General features: G+C 61.2%; 16 protein-coding genes. 7 read left to right on the top strand and 9 right to left on the bottom strand.

The features are described from left to right. Positions 1–66 precede the first annotated feature (66 nt). Positions 67–939, bottom strand: coding sequence for a LysR family transcriptional regulator (locus AOA61_RS04005; protein ID WP_099601180.1), 873 nt, complete (start codon positions 937–939; stop codon positions 67–69). A gap of 104 nt (positions 940–1,043) precedes the next feature. Between AOA61_RS04005 and AOA61_RS04000 the strand changes: the two genes are divergently transcribed. After that, a complete protein-coding gene (locus AOA61_RS04000) occupies positions 1,044–2,555 on the top strand; it encodes an MFS transporter (RefSeq protein ID WP_099601179.1) in 1,512 nt (503 codons plus the stop codon). 50 nt (positions 2,556–2,605) lie between these two features. Here AOA61_RS04000 and AOA61_RS03995 read toward each other — a convergent pair whose 3' ends face one another. After that, the gene (locus AOA61_RS03995; protein ID WP_027604683.1) at positions 2,606–3,016 is read right to left on the bottom strand and encodes an HPF/RaiA family ribosome-associated protein; all 411 of its coding nucleotides are present in this window, start codon (positions 3,014–3,016) and stop codon (positions 2,606–2,608) included. A gap of 213 nt (positions 3,017–3,229) precedes the next feature. Beyond that, positions 3,230–4,177 carry a LysR substrate-binding domain-containing protein gene (locus AOA61_RS03990; protein WP_095183904.1) on the bottom strand — a complete coding sequence of 316 codons (948 nt, stop codon included), beginning with the start codon at positions 4,175–4,177 and terminating at the stop codon, positions 3,230–3,232. A gap of 137 nt (positions 4,178–4,314) precedes the next feature. Between AOA61_RS03990 and AOA61_RS03985 the strand changes: the two genes are divergently transcribed. The 3 genes from AOA61_RS03985 (at position 4,315) to AOA61_RS03975 (ending at position 7,655) form a co-directional block, all read left to right on the top strand. Next, the gene (locus AOA61_RS03985) at positions 4,315–5,691 is read left to right on the top strand and encodes an L-serine ammonia-lyase (protein WP_099601178.1); all 1,377 of its coding nucleotides are present in this window, start codon (positions 4,315–4,317) and stop codon (positions 5,689–5,691) included. A 60-nt stretch (positions 5,692–5,751) separates the two neighbouring features. Beyond that, the gene (locus AOA61_RS03980) at positions 5,752–7,041 is read left to right on the top strand and encodes a serine/threonine transporter (RefSeq protein WP_099601177.1); all 1,290 of its coding nucleotides are present in this window, start codon (positions 5,752–5,754) and stop codon (positions 7,039–7,041) included. A gap of 299 nt (positions 7,042–7,340) precedes the next feature. Then, positions 7,341–7,655, top strand: coding sequence for a DUF3509 domain-containing protein (locus AOA61_RS03975; protein WP_032886408.1), 315 nt, complete (start codon positions 7,341–7,343; stop codon positions 7,653–7,655). Here the strand turns inward: AOA61_RS03975 and AOA61_RS03970 are convergent. Next, positions 7,652–8,140, bottom strand: coding sequence for a phosphate-starvation-inducible protein PsiE (locus AOA61_RS03970; RefSeq protein WP_057724703.1), 489 nt, complete (start codon positions 8,138–8,140; stop codon positions 7,652–7,654). The genes AOA61_RS03975 and AOA61_RS03970 overlap by 4 nt on opposite strands. A gap of 248 nt (positions 8,141–8,388) precedes the next feature. On the opposite strand from AOA61_RS03970, the gene AOA61_RS03965 reads away from it, so the two are divergent. Next, on the top strand, positions 8,389–8,649 hold the full coding sequence (locus tag AOA61_RS03965) for a YebG family protein (protein WP_003171979.1): 261 nt from the start codon (positions 8,389–8,391) through the stop codon (positions 8,647–8,649). 54 nt (positions 8,650–8,703) lie between these two features. Here the strand turns inward: AOA61_RS03965 and AOA61_RS03960 are convergent, their stop codons facing one another. After that, positions 8,704–9,723 (bottom strand): Glu/Leu/Phe/Val dehydrogenase dimerization domain-containing protein, encoded by a 1,020-nt coding sequence (locus tag AOA61_RS03960; RefSeq protein ID WP_032886406.1) that lies wholly within the window; start codon positions 9,721–9,723, stop codon positions 8,704–8,706. A 185-nt stretch (positions 9,724–9,908) separates the two neighbouring features. Here AOA61_RS03960 and AOA61_RS03955 point away from each other — a divergent pair, with 185 nt between their 5' ends. Then, positions 9,909–10,712 (top strand): SirB1 family protein, encoded by an 804-nt coding sequence (locus AOA61_RS03955; protein ID WP_032886404.1) that lies wholly within the window; start codon positions 9,909–9,911, stop codon positions 10,710–10,712. Positions 10,713–10,736: 24 nt separating this feature from the next. On the opposite strand, the gene AOA61_RS03950 is transcribed toward AOA61_RS03955, so the two are convergent. The 4 genes from AOA61_RS03950 to hmgA all read right to left on the bottom strand — a co-directional run bounded on the left by AOA61_RS03950 (position 10,737) and on the right by hmgA (position 15,425). Continuing rightward, a complete protein-coding gene (locus tag AOA61_RS03950; protein ID WP_099601176.1) occupies positions 10,737–12,107 on the bottom strand; it encodes an aromatic acid/H+ symport family MFS transporter in 1,371 nt (456 codons plus the stop codon). A 96-nt stretch (positions 12,108–12,203) separates the two neighbouring features. Beyond that, complete coding sequence (gene maiA, locus AOA61_RS03945; RefSeq protein ID WP_099601175.1) at positions 12,204–12,839, bottom strand: maleylacetoacetate isomerase; 636 nt, start codon at positions 12,837–12,839, stop codon at positions 12,204–12,206. Positions 12,840–12,851: 12 nt separating this feature from the next. Beyond that, a complete protein-coding gene (fahA, locus tag AOA61_RS03940; protein ID WP_099601174.1) occupies positions 12,852–14,138 on the bottom strand; it encodes a fumarylacetoacetase in 1,287 nt (428 codons plus the stop codon). A 3-nt stretch (positions 14,139–14,141) separates the two neighbouring features. Further along, positions 14,142–15,425, bottom strand: a complete 1,284-nt coding sequence (gene hmgA, locus AOA61_RS03935) for a homogentisate 1,2-dioxygenase (protein WP_099601173.1) — start codon at positions 15,423–15,425, stop codon at positions 14,142–14,144. Between the two features lie 120 nt (positions 15,426–15,545). Here hmgA and AOA61_RS03930 point away from each other — a divergent pair, with 120 nt between their 5' ends. After that, positions 15,546–16,325 (top strand): IclR family transcriptional regulator, encoded by a 780-nt coding sequence (locus AOA61_RS03930; RefSeq protein ID WP_099601172.1) that lies wholly within the window; start codon positions 15,546–15,548, stop codon positions 16,323–16,325. Position 16,326: the final 1 nt, after the last annotated feature.

The raw sequence follows: 16,326 nt of genomic DNA, 5'->3' as shown, positions 1-16,326 counted from the left end.
GGGCAAGCCCGCTCGCCACAACAAACCCGTTTGCCTCAACGGCATGCTCGCCCTGACCTGTCGGTTCTAACTGCCCGCCAGGCAACTGGGGGTGGCTTCGACCAATGCATCGATTGCACACCGTGTCTTGGCCGGCATATGCGTGGCAGTGGGCCAGATCACATGGATGGGCGCAGGTTGCTCGCGATAGTCGGGCAATACTGCGACCAACTGCCCACGCAGCACATAGTGCGCAATCAACCAACTCGGCAACCAGGCCAGGCCGACGCCCGCGATGGCGGCATCGGCCACAGCCTGGAGGTCGTCCATCATTAACGGCGAGGCCACGCGATTGCGGTGCGGGGTGCTGCTGCGGTAGGCGATGCCGCGATGGCCGGCAAGGTCTTCGATGCATTCAATCGGCCCAACGCGCTGCAAGTACGCCGGTGACGCCGCCAGTCCCACGGCCTGCTCGCCCAGCCGACGCGCACTGAGGCGGTCGGTGTCGGGGAGCGGGCCGATCCGCACGGCGACGTCGAAGCCTTCCTGTGCCAGGTCCACCAGCCGATCGGCGAAGCTGATCTCGATTTCCAGTTCCGGATAACGCGCCATCAATCCCCACAATGCCGGGGCCGCGTAGTGGTGCCCGAAGGCCAGCGGCAAGCTGGCCCGCAAGCGGCCGCGTGGCTGTTGCCGGCCGCTTTCCAGCACCGATTCGGCAGCCTCGAGTTCCGCCAACGCCCGCAGGCAATGTTCGTAGTACGCCTGGCCGTCCTCGGTCAAACGCTGGCGGCGGGTGGAGCGCTGCAGCAGGCACGTGCCCAAGCGTGCCTCCAATCGCGCCAGGCCCTTGCCAACCGCCGAGCGTGTGAGATTCAGGCGTTCGGCGGCCTCGGTCAGGTTGCCGCTTTCGACGATTTGCAGAAACAGCTCAACGCCATCAAAACGCGGTGTGGCCATGGCTCTATTGTCGCCCTTGATTCCCCTATTAGCAGAAAACTTATCACGAATAACGAACCCTATTCCCCTGAAAATATCCCGATACCCATCCACAGGAGAATCCCATGCCACCCGTCGCCACGTTAACCGCCACCAGCCGCCCGCGCACCGCCAGGAATGGGCTGGCCCTCACTGCCGTGTGCCTCGTCGCGCTGATGTTCGGCCTGGAGATTTCCAGCGTCCCGGTGATCCTGCCGACGCTCGAGCGAGAGTTGGGCACGGGCTTCCAGGACGCCCAATGGATCATGAACGCCTACACCTTGGCCTGTACCAGCGTGCTGATGGCGGCGGGCACATTGGCGGATCGCTTTGGCCGTCGCCGCATGCTGGTGTTGTGCCTGTGGGTGTTTGGCCTCGCCTCGCTGGCCTGTGGGCTGGCCGAGGAGGCTTCGCTGCTGATCACGGCGCGGTTTGTTCAGGGCATCGGTGCCGGAGCGATGATGATTTGCCAGTTCGCCATCCTGTCGCACCTGTTCAGCGAACCGGTAGCACGGGCACGGGCCTTTGCAATATGGGGCGTGATTGCTGGCGTGGGCCTGGGCTTCGGACCGATGATCGGCGCATTGATCCTGGCGGTGGCGGATTGGCGTTGGGTGTTCCTCGTGCACGTGCCGCTCACCCTGTTCACCCTGGTGCTGCTGCACATCAGCGTGCAGGAGTCCCGCGACCCGGCCGCCCGTCGCCTGGACATCGCCGGTATGCTCACCTTGACCGTGTCGGTGTTTGCCCTGGTGTACTTCATCACCCAAGGCAGCGAGCACGGCTTCGTCGCACCGGCCATGCTCGGTTGGGCGGCGTTGTCGGTGCTCGGCTTGCTGCTGTTCATCGCGGTCGAGCTTCGCAGTGCACACCCAATGTTCGACTTCTCGGTGTTCCGCATCCAGCGTTTCAACGGCGCGTTGATGGGCTCTATCGGCATGAACTTCGGCTTCTGGCCGTTCATGATCTACCTGCCGTTGTACTTCCAGGCGGGCCTGGGTTACGACACCCTGACCACCGGCGCAGCCCTACTCGCCTACACCTTGCCGACCTTGCTGGTGCCGCCGCTGGCCGAGCGCCTGGCTCTGCGCTATGGCGCCGAACGCATTATCCCCTTGGGCCTGGGCCTGATGGGCGCGGGCTTTCTGGCCATGGCCGCCGTCAACGGCGCCGAGCACCCAGGTATCGAGCTGGTGCTGTTCAGTTGCGTGATCGCCGGCGTAGGCCTGGCGCTGACCAACTCGCCCACCACCAACACCACCACCGGCTCGGTGTCGGCGGATCGCGCAGGCATGGCCTCCGGCATCGACCTCAGTGCGCGGCTGATCACCCTGGCGCTCAACATTGCCCTCATGGGGTTGGTGCTGTTGCTGGGGATCAGCCATCACCTGGCCGAGGTGCTGCCCGCTGCCACGGCAATGGATTGGCCGGTTATCAGTCAAAACATTGCCGCAGGAAAACTCGAGTCGATGGGGCTGACAGCCAACGACGCTCAGGCAGCACTGCGCCACGGCGCCGGTTGGGCGATGCTGTTTGCCGGGTTGGGTGCTGGCGGGCTGGCGATGCTGAGCCGGTATTTTTTCCGACGCAGGCGCTAAACGAAAACGGGCCTGCAGATGCAGGCCCGTTTGAGGGGGTCAAAAGAAAGTTAGCCGTTGATGACAGCGTTTTCGTTTTCCAGGAATTCCTGTTCCAGCGCGTCTTCATTCACTTTGTTGATTGGCTGGTTTTTCGCGGCAGCGCGGGGCTTGCCTTGCAGTCTGCCAAACAGATGCTCCAACGCGTGGTCCAGCTTGGTGGCCGCACTGTCGATCGCTTGTTCCAGGGTATCGCCCTTGGCGGATACCGACAGTGGTTGATGGCCTTTTGGCCGCGCTTCCAGGCGGCAACTTAAATCGTGGGGACCGGGCTTGTCGCCGTTCTCATCCCGCAGATAGACCTCCACTCGGGTCAGGTCTTCTTCATAACGTTCGAGCGTGCTCTCAATGGTAGTACGTACCCACTCCTCCAGTCGGATGCTGCTTTCAATATGGTTATCGCTATTGACTTGGATTTGCATAGTTCTTCCCTTATTTCAGCTAGCTCGCGAGAGGTCACAAACTGCAACACCGGGGTGGTGAAACCATGACCTCTTGATTACACAATTGAGCAGCCGGACAAACAATTCAACCCCTTTGCAAAGATAAATCCTACATTACAAATTAAGCCTGACTACGGGCAAAAACGCTGTTAGGGTGGGGAGTTAGTTACATCTTCTTACGCTCTGTAAACGTCATAATTGCCCCTCTCCCAACGGGTGCAATCCGCGAAAAATCCCCGCTTCCTCTACCAGCCAGTCATGCACCGCGCGCACGCCCGGATGGCTCAGTGCGCCTGGCGCATACAGCAGCACATAGCGCTTGTGGTTGGGCACCGCGAGGCCGAACGGCACGATCAAGGTGCCGCGCTCCAGCTCATCGTTGAGCAAGGTACGCCGCGCAATCGCCACGCCCATACCGGCGATGGCGGCTTCTATGGTCAAGTGGTTGCGGTTGAAGGTGTGGCCGCGGCGAACATCGGCGTCGTGGTAGCCAATTGCATTCAGGTAAAACTCCCACTCGGCATACTCATAACTCCCACGCCAGGCGGTGATGTCGTGCAGCAGCGGGAAATGCACAAGGTCGGCCGGGCCATGCAAGGGCGGACGACCGCGCAATAGGCTTGGCGCACACACCGGAAATATCTGCTCATCCAGCAAGGCTGTGGATAACAGCCCAGGGTAGCTGCCGTCGTTCAAGTCGATAGCCAGGTCAAAGTCCCCCTCATGCAGCGCAATGCTGCTGTCCTCGGCAACCATGCGCAGTTGGATGTCCGGAAAGCGTTGCTGCAAGCGTGGCAAACGTGGGGTGAGCCACTTGCCGAGAAACGACGGGATCGAGCGTAGGCGCAAGGTGCCGCTGATCATCCCCGCATCGAGCCGCTGCAATTCGGCATCAATGCTGCCGTAAGCCTCCCCCACCGTAGCCGCCAACCGCTGCCCCTCCGCACTCAACTCCACACCCCGCGCCCGTCGATGGAACAGCCGAAACCCAAGACGCTCCTCCAACTGGCGGATTTGTTGGCTCACCGCCCCCGGTGTGATGTGCAGTTCTTCGGCGCAGCGAGTGAACGACAGATGCCGCGCAGCGCAGGAAAACACGTGCAACCAGACATAAGTCTGGCCATGGAGAGGGCGAGCCATAGGGTTTAGTCCTGCTAAAGGGTGTCTTAGGATAATTCGTTGGTCAGTGCCGATCCAGAGGCTCAGTATCGCGCCAATTGCGCTCGTCCTACAAAACATGGCAGCGATTCCTACTCCATTGCTTGTAAGGGTTTAGCATGGCTATCAGTGTTTTTGATCTATTCAAGGTGGGCATCGGCCCGTCCAGCTCCCACACCGTCGGCCCCATGCGGGCAGCGGCGACCTTCGCCCAAGCCCTGACCGACCAGCGATTGCTTACCGAAACCCAACGGGTTGAAGTGCGTTTGTACGGCTCGCTGTCCGCCACCGGCGTCGGCCATGCCACCGACCGCGCCTGCGTAATGGGCCTGATGGGTGAATGGCCGGACCGTATTGACCCCACCTCGATCAACAGCCGTATCCAGCAACTGCGCGAGACCGGCCGCTTACTGCTGGCAGGCACCCAGGACATTGCCTTCAACTGGCACACCGATCTGCTGCTGCTGGAAGAAAGCCTGCCCTACCACCCCAACGCCATGTCCCTACACGCCTATGGCGACAGCGGACTGCTTAGCGAGCAGACGTATTACTCGGTGGGCGGTGGTTTCATCATCGAAGCTGCCGAAGCCGCGTCAGGCATTGCGCCGACCAGCGATGTTGAATTGCCCTACGACTTTTCCAGCGCCGTCGAACTGCTGGCCTTGTGCAACAAGCATGGGCTACGCGTTTCAGAGTTAATGATGGCCAACGAGCGCGCGTGGCGCAGTGACGAACAGATTCGCAGCGGCCTGCTGCATATCTGGTCGGTGATGCGCGAATGCGTGGAGCAAGGTCTGCGCGATGAAGGCATCTTGCCCGGCGGCCTAGATGTGCCACGGCGCGCGGCGAAATTGCACCGCAGTTTGTTGGAAATCGGCAAACCCAATGTCATCACCTCGACCTTGTCGGCCATGGAATGGGTCAACCTGTTCGCCCTTGCCGTCAACGAAGAAAACGCCGCCGGCGGACGCATGGTCACCGCACCCACCAACGGCGCGGCGGGGATCATCCCGGCGGTGCTGCATTACTACATGAAGTTCAACGCCGACGCGTCCGACGACGACGTGGTCAATTTCTTCCTGGCCGCCGCCGCCGTCGGCATCCTGTGTAAGAAAAATGCGTCGATCTCCGGTGCCGAAGTCGGCTGCCAGGGCGAAGTCGGCTCGGCCTGCGCCATGGCCGCCGCCGGCCTTGCCGACATCCTCGGCGCCACCCCCGAACAACTGGAAAACGCCGCCGAAATCGGCCTGGAACATAACCTCGGCCTGACCTGCGACCCGGTCGGCGGCCTGGTGCAAGTGCCGTGCATCGAGCGCAACGCCATCGCGGCGGTCAAGGCCATCAACGCCACGCAAATGGCCCTGCGCGGCGACGGCAAACACTTCATCTCCCTGGACCGGGTGATCCGCACCATGCGCGATACCGGCGCCGACATGCATGACAAATACAAAGAAACTTCACGGGGCGGCCTGGCCGTGAGCTGGGTGGAGTGCTGAGGAGCATTCCCTGACTGCCCCAACGTGAGCCCGCGCAAAAATAATAACGAGGCAATAACGATGACCGATGTACGTACACCTGCTGCCGAAAATCCTGTTGAAGTAGAAAACACCGTAACAACCGGCTGGACCAAGCACGACACCACTTGGATGCTCGGCCTCTATGGCACCGCCATCGGCGCAGGCACTTTGTTCCTGCCGATCAACGCCGGCGTCGGCGGCTTCTGGCCACTGATCGTGCTGGCGTTGCTGGCCTTCCCGATGACCTTCTTCGCCCACCGTGGGCTGACGCGCTTTGTACTGTCAGGCACATCCGGCGACATCACCGAAGTGGTCGAAGAACATTTCGGCGTCGGTGCAGGCAACCTGATCACTTTGCTGTACTTCTTTGCGATCTTCCCGATTTTGCTGGTGTACAGCGTCGCGTTGACCAACACCCTGGGCAGCTTTATGGAACACCAACTGCACATGACACCGCCGCCCCGGGCGATCCTGTCGCTGGTGCTGATCCTGGGTTTGATGGCGATTGTGCGCTGCGGCCAGGGCGTGATCGTCAAGGCCATGAGCGTGCTGGTGTACCCGTTCGTCGCCGCCTTGCTGTTGCTTGCGCTCAGTCTGATTCCCAACTGGAACGGCGCATTTTTCGCTTCTGCCAGTGAGGGCATGCCGCTGCCCGTGTTCTTCAAGACCCTGTGGCTGGCGATCCCCGTGATGGTGTTCTCGTTCAACCATTCGCCGATCATCTCCGCGTTCGCCGTCGACCAGAAACGCGTGTACGGCCCGCTGGCCGAGCGCAAAAGCAGCGGCATCCTCGCCACAGCCCACGGCATGATGGTGCTGACGGTGATGTTCTTCTGCTTCAGCTGCGTGCTGGCTCTGTCCCCGGCGGACCTGGCGGCAGCCAAGGCGCAGAACATTTCGATCCTGTCGTACCTGGCCAACCACTTCCAAACCCCTGTGATCGCTTACGCCGCGCCGTTGATCGCGCTGGTGGCCATTACCAAATCCTTCCTTGGCCACTACATCGGCGCCAGCGAAGGCTTCCAGGGCTTGATCGTCAAATCTCTACGCGGGCGTAACCGCTCCCTGTCGTCCAAGTGGCTGGAACGCAGCACCGCCCTGTTCATGGTGCTGACCTGCTGGGCCGTGGCCACCTTCAACCCAAGCATCCTGGGCATGATCGAAACCCTGGGCGGGCCGATTATCGCGTGCCTGTTGTTCCTGATGCCGATGTACGCGATCCAGCGCGTGCCAGCCTTGCGCCAGTATTCGGGCCAGGTGTCGAATGTATTTGTGGTGGTGATCGGCTTGATTGCGCTGTCTGCGATCGTTTTCTCTGTACTGCCCTGAAACAGGTCACCGATTTCAATAACAACCCAAAACAATTGTGGGAGGGGGCTTGCTCCCGATAGCGGTCCTTCAGCCAATAAATGCTCGACTGAAGGACCGCTATCGGGAGCAAGCCCCCTCCCACATTGGGATCCCGGTGCCTGGAAAGCCGCTGTACGGCACGCCCCTTGCTGTACAGCTCATGAGGTAAACGGAATTTGTACAACCTCAGCGACGGAGTGGCCGGTGGTCAGGAGACGCGAACTAATCACGACACCGGTCGTCAATGACTGCATGTTCTTATCAGGCGGTAACGCACCATGGACAATCCTTTTCAGATCATCACCGACACCTTCACCCCAAAATACCGCGTCAACCTGAGTATTCAACGGCTGGACGGCAGCATCATGCTCACCCTTTCGAATGAGGATGGCGTGGTGGCCAAGCGCATGATCAGCGCCGCACAACGCAACGACCCGCAACGGCTCAAACGCCTGGTGCAGAGCATCCAGTTCGGCATTGCCATCGAGCAGGGCCACAGTGCCATGGAGATCCTGGCGGTGATGACGGATGGCGATCACAAATTATTGCAGCGACCGCCCACCCGCCCCCTGCCCTTCAGCGTCGGGCTTTAAAGCTCGCCCTTCTCGGTTTCCAGGCTCGCCTCGCCCTTGCGACGCGGGCCTTCCACCTTCACCGACGGGAATGCCGACGAAGCGTAACGCACCACCAGAATCGCGAATGCCAACAGCAAGATCCCACCGCACAGGTAGATGATGCCCACGTCTGGCGGGTTGTGGTGGGACACGTTGGAGATCAGCAGACGCGTCAGCGCAGTGATTGCCACGTAGATCAGGAAGCGCACTGGCATGTGGTTGGTCTTGAAATAAATCCCGACCATGGCGCCCAATTCCAGATAGATGAACAGCAGCAAGATGTCATCGATCTTGATGTGTCCGTTCTCCAGCATCCCTAGAAATTCCATCACCGCCGCCCAGGCGGTCACCGCACCAATGGCGAACAGCGCCAGGTAGTGGAACGACTCCACAAACAGATTGCCCAGCGATTCAGCCAGCCCATGGACTTGCTGGCGCAGCTTTTCGGCCCAGTTGATTTTCACGAGGGTACTTCCTTAGGTCGATTCGACCGGATAATGCGGGTTGGACGTGACGGTTGTTCTGCATGCAGAAAAAAGGCCAGAGGCAGGGATAAGATGATGGCGGGGTGACATGAGACACGCCAAACCTGTATTTACGGGCTACATTAAAAAACTGCTACCCAAACCACACGGTTTGGCTTACCCTTTTAGCTGTATATAAATACAGTAGTCGCAAAAGACAACTATCGTGAAGGCATGTGAGGTGGTGAATGGCCGTCGAAGTGGTATACCGCAGCAGCCGAGATCTGGAGCGTTTGTTCATGGATAAAGCCGAAGCTGACCGTCATGACAAAATGCTTGAACTCGCTGAGTTGCTGGCAGAAGTGTTGCAAAAAGCCGTGCCGTCCCTGAGCGAGCAGCAGGTGGAAGAAGCCGGGATCTACATGGCGAAGAATCGCGATGTATTTGCCAAGGCGTTCAAGAGCCAACCGGATGCGTTGTCCGAGTTGCTCAACGCAGCGGCGGAATAAAGTCCGAATTGAACAGGCCCTGAATCAATGATTCAGGGCCTTTTTAATGCCTGATCATCCGTAGAGCAGGCGCTCGGCGAGTTCATCAGCCACACGTGCTGGGGAGCGTTTTTCCGCCTGGGCGTGGGCGTAGATTTCGGTCAGGCGTTTGCCGATGTTGGACAGGTGCGCGGTGATGGTCGGCAGTTCGGCCCCGCTGTGCTTGAGGGCGACGTAGATCAGGCCGCCTGAGTTGATCACGTAATCCGGGGCGTAGAGGATGCCGCGCCCTTCCAGTTGGTCGGCCACTTGCAGGTTGGTCAGTTGCGCGCTGGCGGACCCGGCCACGGCGGCGCAGCGCAGTTGCCCGACGCTGGTGCGGTTGAACACTGCCCCAAGGCCACAGGGCGCGAGGATGTCACAGGGCGTGCTGAGCAAGGCGTCGTTGGCGATGGGGTGCGCGCCGAGTTGTTCCATGGCCAGTTGCACTTTGCCGTGGTCGATGTCGCTGACCAGCAATTCAGCGCCGGCGGCGTGAAGTTGTTCAGCCAGTGCGTAACCGACGTTGCCCAGGCCCTGGATTGCCACGCGCAGCCCTTCAAGGTTGTCGCTGCCCAGGCGGGCCATGGCAGTGGTGCGAATACCGGCGAACACGCCCATGGCCGCATGGGGCGATGGATCGCCTGCGGCGGTGGTGCTGGTAACGAAGCGAGTGTGCTGGGCGATGCAATCCATGTCGGCCACCGAGGTGCCACTGTCGACAGCGGTGATGTAGCGGCCGTCGAGTTGTTCCACACAACGCCCAAAGGCTTCAAACAGCGCCGCACGATTTTCCACATGGGCGGGGCGCAGGATCACCGCGGTGCCGCCACCCACCGGCAACCCGGCCAGGGCGGCCTTGTAGCTCATGCCCTGGGCCAGCCGCGCAGCATCGGCCACGGCGCTTTCGTCGTCGGGGTAGGCGATATAACGACAGCCGCCCAAGGCAGGCCCCAGGCGGCTGTTGTGAATGGCGATGACCGCCTTGAGCCCCGTGACCGGGTCGACGCTCAGGTGCAGCGATTCAAGGCGGGTGCTGTGCATGAGAGCAAACATCGTCAAGCTCCCGAATCACTTCTGGTGTCGCCAAGTATAGGCTTGCGGTAGAAAACTGCCGAAGTGCACTGGAATAAGCCGTCCGGTTTTGCAGGGCTTGCGACATAAGCGCGCGGGAAATTTCTTAAGGCACTGGACGAATATTCCCAGCAAGGCTAAAACGAGGGCATCCGCCGGAGAAAGCAATGAAGCCCCGCCAAGCCTTTTTCGCCTGCCTGCAACGTTCGCCGCCGGCGCTGTTCGAAGCGGCGTTATGGATCGCCGCCGAGCACGATCCTTTGGTGAAGCCGCTGGAGATTCTGCAGAACCTGACCTCACTGCAACAACAGATCAGCCTGAGCATGCCCATGTTGCCAGCGGATGAACTGGGTCAACCGCTGCTGCGGTGCATGAATGACCTGGGGTTCGCCCAGGATGACTTCACACCGCTGCGCCCCGCCGCCGCCCTGCTGGACAAGGTGCTACAGCGCAAACGCGGGCAGCCCTTGGCCATGGGGTTGATTGCCATGGAGTTGGCACGACGCCTGGATATTCCGATGGTTGGCGTCAATTTCCCTGGGCACTTCCTGCTGCGAGTGCCCGGTGCCGATCACCTGCTGGACCCGTGCGGCGGCCGACGCCTGTACCCCAACGATTGCCGAGAGCTGCTGCAACGCCAATATGGTCCCAACCTCACGTTGCAGGCCGACCACCTGCACACCGCCGATCCGCGTTCGATCCTGCAAAGGCTTTCGCGCAACCTGCGCCAATTGCATCTCTCCAACGACAACCCGCTGGCCGCCCTGGTAGACGCCGAGCGCGTGCTGGAACTGGGCAGCGCCAACGCCGCCGACTACCTCGCGCGGGCCAGTCTGTATCAACGCCTGGACTGCCCCAACGCCGAGCGCTTTGACTTGGAACACGCCCTGATGCTCAGCGAAGACCCGATCCAACGCCTGCGCCTGACCGAGCGCCTGGGGCACCTGCCGCCCAACTCAGTGGTGCATTGAATAGCGTGACCATCGGGAGAATCCTCAGTGATTCGCCGGCGCTTTCAGAATATCGCCAGGCAGGGGGCTTACAGGCGCATCGCGCCCTGGCGAACGCACCTGAATAATCAACAATGCCGCCATCACAGCCGGAATCGCGCAAAAGAAGAAAATCTGCTGCACCGGAATATGCATCGCCAGCAACATGCTGCCAAACAGCGGCCCCAGGATCGAGCCGAAACGCCCCACGCCCAACGCCCAGCCCGTACCGGTGGCGCGCACGTGTGCGGGGTAGAAATTGCTGGCGAAGGCATTGAGGGTCAGTTGCCCACCGATGATGCAGAACCCGGCCGCAAACACGCAGGCCACCAGGTAGCGCGGGTTGTCGTGGTTCAGCCCCAGCAGAATGGTGCACACCGCCGCTGCCGCCAATACGCCAGACAGCAGGCGCACCTTGCTTTTGAGCCGGTCGGCAAACCAGGCCATGCCGATAGCGCCCAAGGTGCCGGCGAACAGAAACATCGACGTCACCAGGTTGGCTTCCTTCAACGCCAGGCCGCTCTCCAACAGCAGCGACGGTAACCAACTGATCATGAAATACAGCAGGATCAGGCTGACAAAAAAGGTCGACCAAATCAGCACTGTCGGACGCGCATAGCCGTTGCGAAACAGCTCCACCACCGTCAGTTTGCTGCCCTGTTCTTGCCGGTTTTCTGCCGCGCTCGCCAGCGGCGGCTGCCAGTCGGGCAGCATACGCCCGGTCACTTTGCGCAATCGCACGTACGGTGGAGCATCTCGTAGCAAGCGCGGCAAAGACTCAGGCAGCAGCCACACCAGAAACGGAAACAGCAGCAACGGCGTGACGCCACCGGCCAGGAACACCGCCTGCCAGCCGAAGTTGTCGATAAACCCCGCCGCCACGAACCCACCGGCCGCACCGCCGAACGAGAAACCACACGCCGCCAAGGTCACCATCAGGGTGCGCAGGCGCGGTGGGGAATACTCCGACATCAATGCCATGGCGCTGGGCATCGCACCGCCCATGCCGATACCGCAGATAAACCGCGCAGCCATGAGGGAGGTCAGTGAGTTGGCGAACACCATCAGCAGGGTCAGGCAGGCATAGATCAACACGCAGCCCAGCAGGATGCGCCGCACGCCAAATCGGTCAGCCAGAGGCGTTACCAGCAGCGAGCCCAATGTGAGCCCCAACAGGTTGGCGCTGAACACCGGGCCGAACGCGGCTTTTTCCAATCCCCAATCCGACGCCAGGGCCGGCACCACGTAACCTAGCACCTGGGCATCGTAGCCATCGGTGACCAGTAGCAGCGCCAGCAACAGGAGGATCAACCACTGATAGCGCGACACCGGACGGGCGTCGAGTGCCGCGCGAAAGCTGGCAATCTGATTGTGCATCGCAAGGTACCTGTTTATTTTTATTTGAAGTGACACAAATCCAATGTGGAAGGGGGCTTGCTCCCTCTCACATTGGGTTCTGTGCAAACCTGAACATCACGGGGTATCAGGTTGATTCGCGGGATGGGCCTGAATAAACGCCGGATGCTGCGCCGCCAAGCCGGCCACCCGCCCAATGCGCGGATAAGCCGCCAACGGCACCTTGAAGCGCTCCGCCGCATAGAGCTGGGGAATCAGAAACGCATCCGCCATCCCAGGCTGTTCGCCAAAGCAAAACCCGGTATCGCCAATCAACTGTTCCACCGCGCCCAGCCCCTGGCTGATCCAGTGGCCGATCCACTCCAACACCTTGGCCTCATCGTGCCCCCATTGGCGCAGCAGGTTCTGGGTGCTGGAGTTGTGCAGCGGGTGGATGTCACAGCCGATGATCGACGCCACCGCGCGCTCGTGGGCGCGGGTGACCAGGTCTTTGGAGAGCAGCGGCGCCTGTGGATAACGTTCGTCCAGGTACTCGATGATCGCCGGCGACTGAATCAACAGCTCGCCGTCATCGATGCGCAAGGCCGGCACACGGCCTTGCGGGTTGATAGCCAGGTACTCCGGCTGACGATTGGCACCGCCTGCCGGGGCCAACAGGTTCACCGGTATCGCCGTGAAATCCAGGCCCTTGAGGGCCAAAGCGATACGCACCCGGTACGACGAAGTGGAACGATAGTAGGTATAGAGTTCCATCACCCTGCCCTCTTAACGTGCGGCGACCACAGTGCCACGGCATTCGCCGAAGCCGATGGAGGCGAACCCTTCGCGGGTGCAACGGGCACGCAGGATGACTTCATCACCATCCTCCAGGAACCTGCGCACTTCGCCCGACGGCAATTCGATGACCTTCTTGCCGCCTTCGGTCATCTCCAGGAGGCTGCCGAACTGCCCGGCCTCAGGGCCGGACAAAGTGCCGGAACCGAACAGATCACCCGCCTGCAACTGACAGCCGTTGACGCTGTGGTGTGCCACCAACTGCGCGACGGTCCAGTACATATGCAGGCTGTTGCTCAGGGCCAGGCGATGGGCCGGCAATTTCTGTTCGCGCATGGCAGCGGTGGTCAGCAGCACTTCCAGTTCGATATCCAGAGCACCGGCGGCCTGATCACGTTTATCCAGCAAGTACGGCAGTGGTTGAGGGTCGCCCTCGGGACGAGCGGGTTGCGCCTTGCGGAACGGCTCCAGCGCTTCGGCCGTGACGACCCAGGGCGAAATCGTGGTGATGAAGCTTTTCGACAGGAACGGCCCCAGCGGCTGGTATTCCCAGGCCTGAATGTCCCGCGCGGACCAGTCGTTGAGCAGGCAGAAGCCGGCGATGTGCTCGGCGGCATCGCCGATGGCAATCGAGTCGCCCATGGCGTTGCCCTGGCCGATCCAGATGCCCAGCTCCAGCTCGTAGTCCAACCGTGCACAGGGGCCGAAGGTCGGCTCGGTCTGGCCAGCGGGCAGGGTCTGGCCCTTGGGACGGCGCACATCGGCGCCGGAAGCGCGAATGGTCGAAGCGCGGCCGTGATAACCGATCGGCACGTACTTGTAGTTGGGCAGCAAAGGGTTGTCGGGGCGGAACAGCTTGCCGACGTTCTGCGCGTGCTCGATGCCTACATAAAAGTCGGTGTAGTCGTTGATCCGGGCCGGCACATGCATCTGGCAATCGGCGGCAAGGTGCAGCACCTGCGCCTCACGCGCTTGCAGCGGGCTGCCTTCACCGAGCAACTCCAACAGGCGTTCCCGCAGGGCAACACGCGGGCCACGGCCCAGTTCGAAAAACGCGTTCAACTGCCCGCCCGCTGTCGCTTCAACCGCTCGGCGTGCCTCACCTTCAAATGCATCCAAAGCGGCCTGCAGGTCGAAGATATAGTCGCCAATCGCCACGCCACTGCGAGGGGCCGAACCGTTGATGCTGAACACGCCCAGTGGCAGGTTCTGCAGTGGAAAGTCGCGGTGACCGTTGGCGCAGGCCACCCAGCTGCGGGTAGAAGTGGGCTGAGTCATGGGTTATCTCCGGTTCGGGTTGAAGGTGTTGGGCAGCGAGGCCCAGCACGCGTCGTAAGCAGGTTGTAGTTGCGGGCAGTCCAGGGCGAACTGAGTGGGACGCAGCACTTGGCTGGTCTCGAACATGAAGGCCATGGTGTTATCGATCTTGTGCGGCGCCAACTCGACGTTGATGGCCTTGGTGCAGGTCTCGCCGTCCGGACCGTGGGCGCTCATGCAACTGTGCAGTGACGCCCCGCCCGGCAGGAAGCCTTCAGCCTTGGCGTCGTAGGCGCCCTGGATCAGGCCCATGTATTCGTTCATCAGGTTGCGGTGGAACCACGGCGGACGGAAGGTGTTTTCGGCCACCATCCAGCGTGGCGGGAAGATCACAAAGTCGAGGTTGGCCAGGCCGTGCACGCTGGTAGGCGAGGTCAACACGGTAAAGATCGACGGGTCCGGGTGATCGAAACTCACGGTGCCGATGGTATTAAAGCGGCGCAGGTCGTATTTGTACGGCACGTTGTTGCCGTGCCAGGCGACTACGTTCAGCGGTGAATGGTTGAGTTCACAGGCCCAGAGTTCACCGAGGAATTTCTGAACCAGGGTTGTAGGCTGCTTGAGGTCTTCGTAGTGGGCAACCGGAGTGAGGAAGTCGCGTGGGTTGGCCAGACCGTTGCTGCCAATCGGGCCAAGGTCCGGCAGACGCAGCGGCGCGCCGTGGTTTTCCGCCACATAACCGCGTGCGTGCGCATCCAGCAGTTCAACGCGGAATTTAAGACCGCGCGGCAACACCACGATTTCCAGCGGCTCAACATCCAGCACACCGAGTTCGGTGGCGACACGCAAGCGGCCCTGCTCGGGGACTATCAACAGTTCGCCATCAGCATTGAAGAACACGCGTTCCATCGAGCGATTGGCACGGTAGGTGTAGATGCTGATGCCTGAAGGCTTTTCTGACCCGGAGTTAGCCACCATCCCAACAAGGCCGTCGATGAAGTCCGTCGACTCACTCGGAATATCCAGCGGGTTCCAGCGCAGACGATTGGGCGTCACCGCGCCCAACGGGCCACCGGCCAGTTGCCGTTCCAATTTGACGAACGCCGGGTGATTGGCCGACGGCTGGATGCGGTACAGCCAAGTGCGGCGGGCTTCGCTGCGCACCATGGTGAAGGCAGTGCCGGAGAACAGTTCGGTATACAGCCCGTAGGGCGCTTTTTGCGGGGCGTTCTGGCCGACCGGCAATGCGCCGGGAAGTGCTTCGCTGGCGAATTCATTGCCGAAGCCCGAAAGGTATTCGAGGTTCATGGAGCATCCTCTGTACGGAAGTTGTTTTTATCGTAATCGAGTTACGCATAACGTAATTTGATCACTATCGACCGTCAAGCTATAAAGACGCCCATTCATCTCTCGGATCCTCGCCCTTCCATGGAAAAGCCTCGCGACACCGGTAAACAAAAAGTCCGCTCGGCCGAAGTGGGCACCGATATCCTCAAGGCCCTGGCCGAGTTGTCGCCCGCCACGTCGCTGTCGCGCCTGGCCGAACATGTGCAAATGCCGGCAAGCAAAGTTCACCGCTACCTGCAGGCGTTGATCGCGTCGGGTTTTGCCGAACAGAACACCGCCACTAACCACTATGGCCTGGGCCGCGAAGCGCTGCGGGTGGGCTTGGCGGCGCTGGGCAGCATGGACGTGCTGAAAGTCGGCGCGATGCCCCTGGCCGAGTTGCGCGACGACTTGAATGAAACCTGCTTTTTAGCGGTGTGGGGCAACCAGGGCGCGACCGTGGTGCACATCGAACCGGCGGTGCGTGCGGTTACGGTGGTGACGCAGTTGGGCTCGGTATTGCCGCTGCTCAGTTCGTCCACCGGGCTGGTGTTCAGCGCGTTCCTGCCAACGCGGGAAACCGTGGAATTGCGCGAGCGTGAGATCCAGGCCGGTATCGCCCATGCCCTGGCGGACGACCAAACCTACGCCACCACCTGCGAGCAGATCCGCCGCCGTGGCCTGCACTTTGTGCATGGCCTGCTGATGCCGGGGGTGGACGCGCTGTCAGCGCCGGTGTTCAACGCGGTCGGGAACGTGGCGGCGGTGATGACCGTGGTCGGCCCCACCTCGCTGTTCCACGCCGACGAAGATGGCCCGGCGGCGCAGCGTCTGCTGGCGGCGACCCAGGCCGTGAGTTGGCGGATGGGCTATCAACCCTGAG

This window comes from Pseudomonas sp. 2995-1, assembly GCF_002742505.1.
Taxonomy (GTDB): Bacteria; Pseudomonadota; Gammaproteobacteria; order Pseudomonadales; family Pseudomonadaceae; genus Aquipseudomonas; species Aquipseudomonas sivasensis.
This window is presented reverse-complemented; position numbering and strand designations above follow the sequence as displayed.

Coding starts and splice junctions, on each gene's coding strand:
- AOA61_RS04005 (WP_099601180.1), bottom strand. CDS start 939: ATGGCCACACCGCGTTTTGATGGCGTTGAGCTGTTTCTGCAAATCGTC.
- AOA61_RS04000 (WP_099601179.1), top strand. CDS start 1,044: ATGCCACCCGTCGCCACGTTAACCGCCACCAGCCGCCCGCGCACCGCC.
- AOA61_RS03995 (WP_027604683.1), bottom strand. CDS start 3,016: ATGCAAATCCAAGTCAATAGCGATAACCATATTGAAAGCAGCATCCGA.
- AOA61_RS03990 (WP_095183904.1), bottom strand. CDS start 4,177: ATGGCTCGCCCTCTCCATGGCCAGACTTATGTCTGGTTGCACGTGTTT.
- AOA61_RS03985 (WP_099601178.1), top strand. CDS start 4,315: ATGGCTATCAGTGTTTTTGATCTATTCAAGGTGGGCATCGGCCCGTCC.
- AOA61_RS03980 (WP_099601177.1), top strand. CDS start 5,752: ATGACCGATGTACGTACACCTGCTGCCGAAAATCCTGTTGAAGTAGAA.
- AOA61_RS03975 (WP_032886408.1), top strand. CDS start 7,341: ATGGACAATCCTTTTCAGATCATCACCGACACCTTCACCCCAAAATAC.
- AOA61_RS03965 (WP_003171979.1), top strand. CDS start 8,389: ATGGCCGTCGAAGTGGTATACCGCAGCAGCCGAGATCTGGAGCGTTTG.
- AOA61_RS03960 (WP_032886406.1), bottom strand. CDS start 9,723: ATGTTTGCTCTCATGCACAGCACCCGCCTTGAATCGCTGCACCTGAGC.
- AOA61_RS03955 (WP_032886404.1), top strand. CDS start 9,909: ATGAAGCCCCGCCAAGCCTTTTTCGCCTGCCTGCAACGTTCGCCGCCG.
- AOA61_RS03950 (WP_099601176.1), bottom strand. CDS start 12,107: ATGCACAATCAGATTGCCAGCTTTCGCGCGGCACTCGACGCCCGTCCG.
- maiA (WP_099601175.1), bottom strand. CDS start 12,839: ATGGAACTCTATACCTACTATCGTTCCACTTCGTCGTACCGGGTGCGT.
- fahA (WP_099601174.1), bottom strand. CDS start 14,138: ATGACTCAGCCCACTTCTACCCGCAGCTGGGTGGCCTGCGCCAACGGT.
- hmgA (WP_099601173.1), bottom strand. CDS start 15,425: ATGAACCTCGAATACCTTTCGGGCTTCGGCAATGAATTCGCCAGCGAA.
- AOA61_RS03930 (WP_099601172.1), top strand. CDS start 15,546: ATGGAAAAGCCTCGCGACACCGGTAAACAAAAAGTCCGCTCGGCCGAA.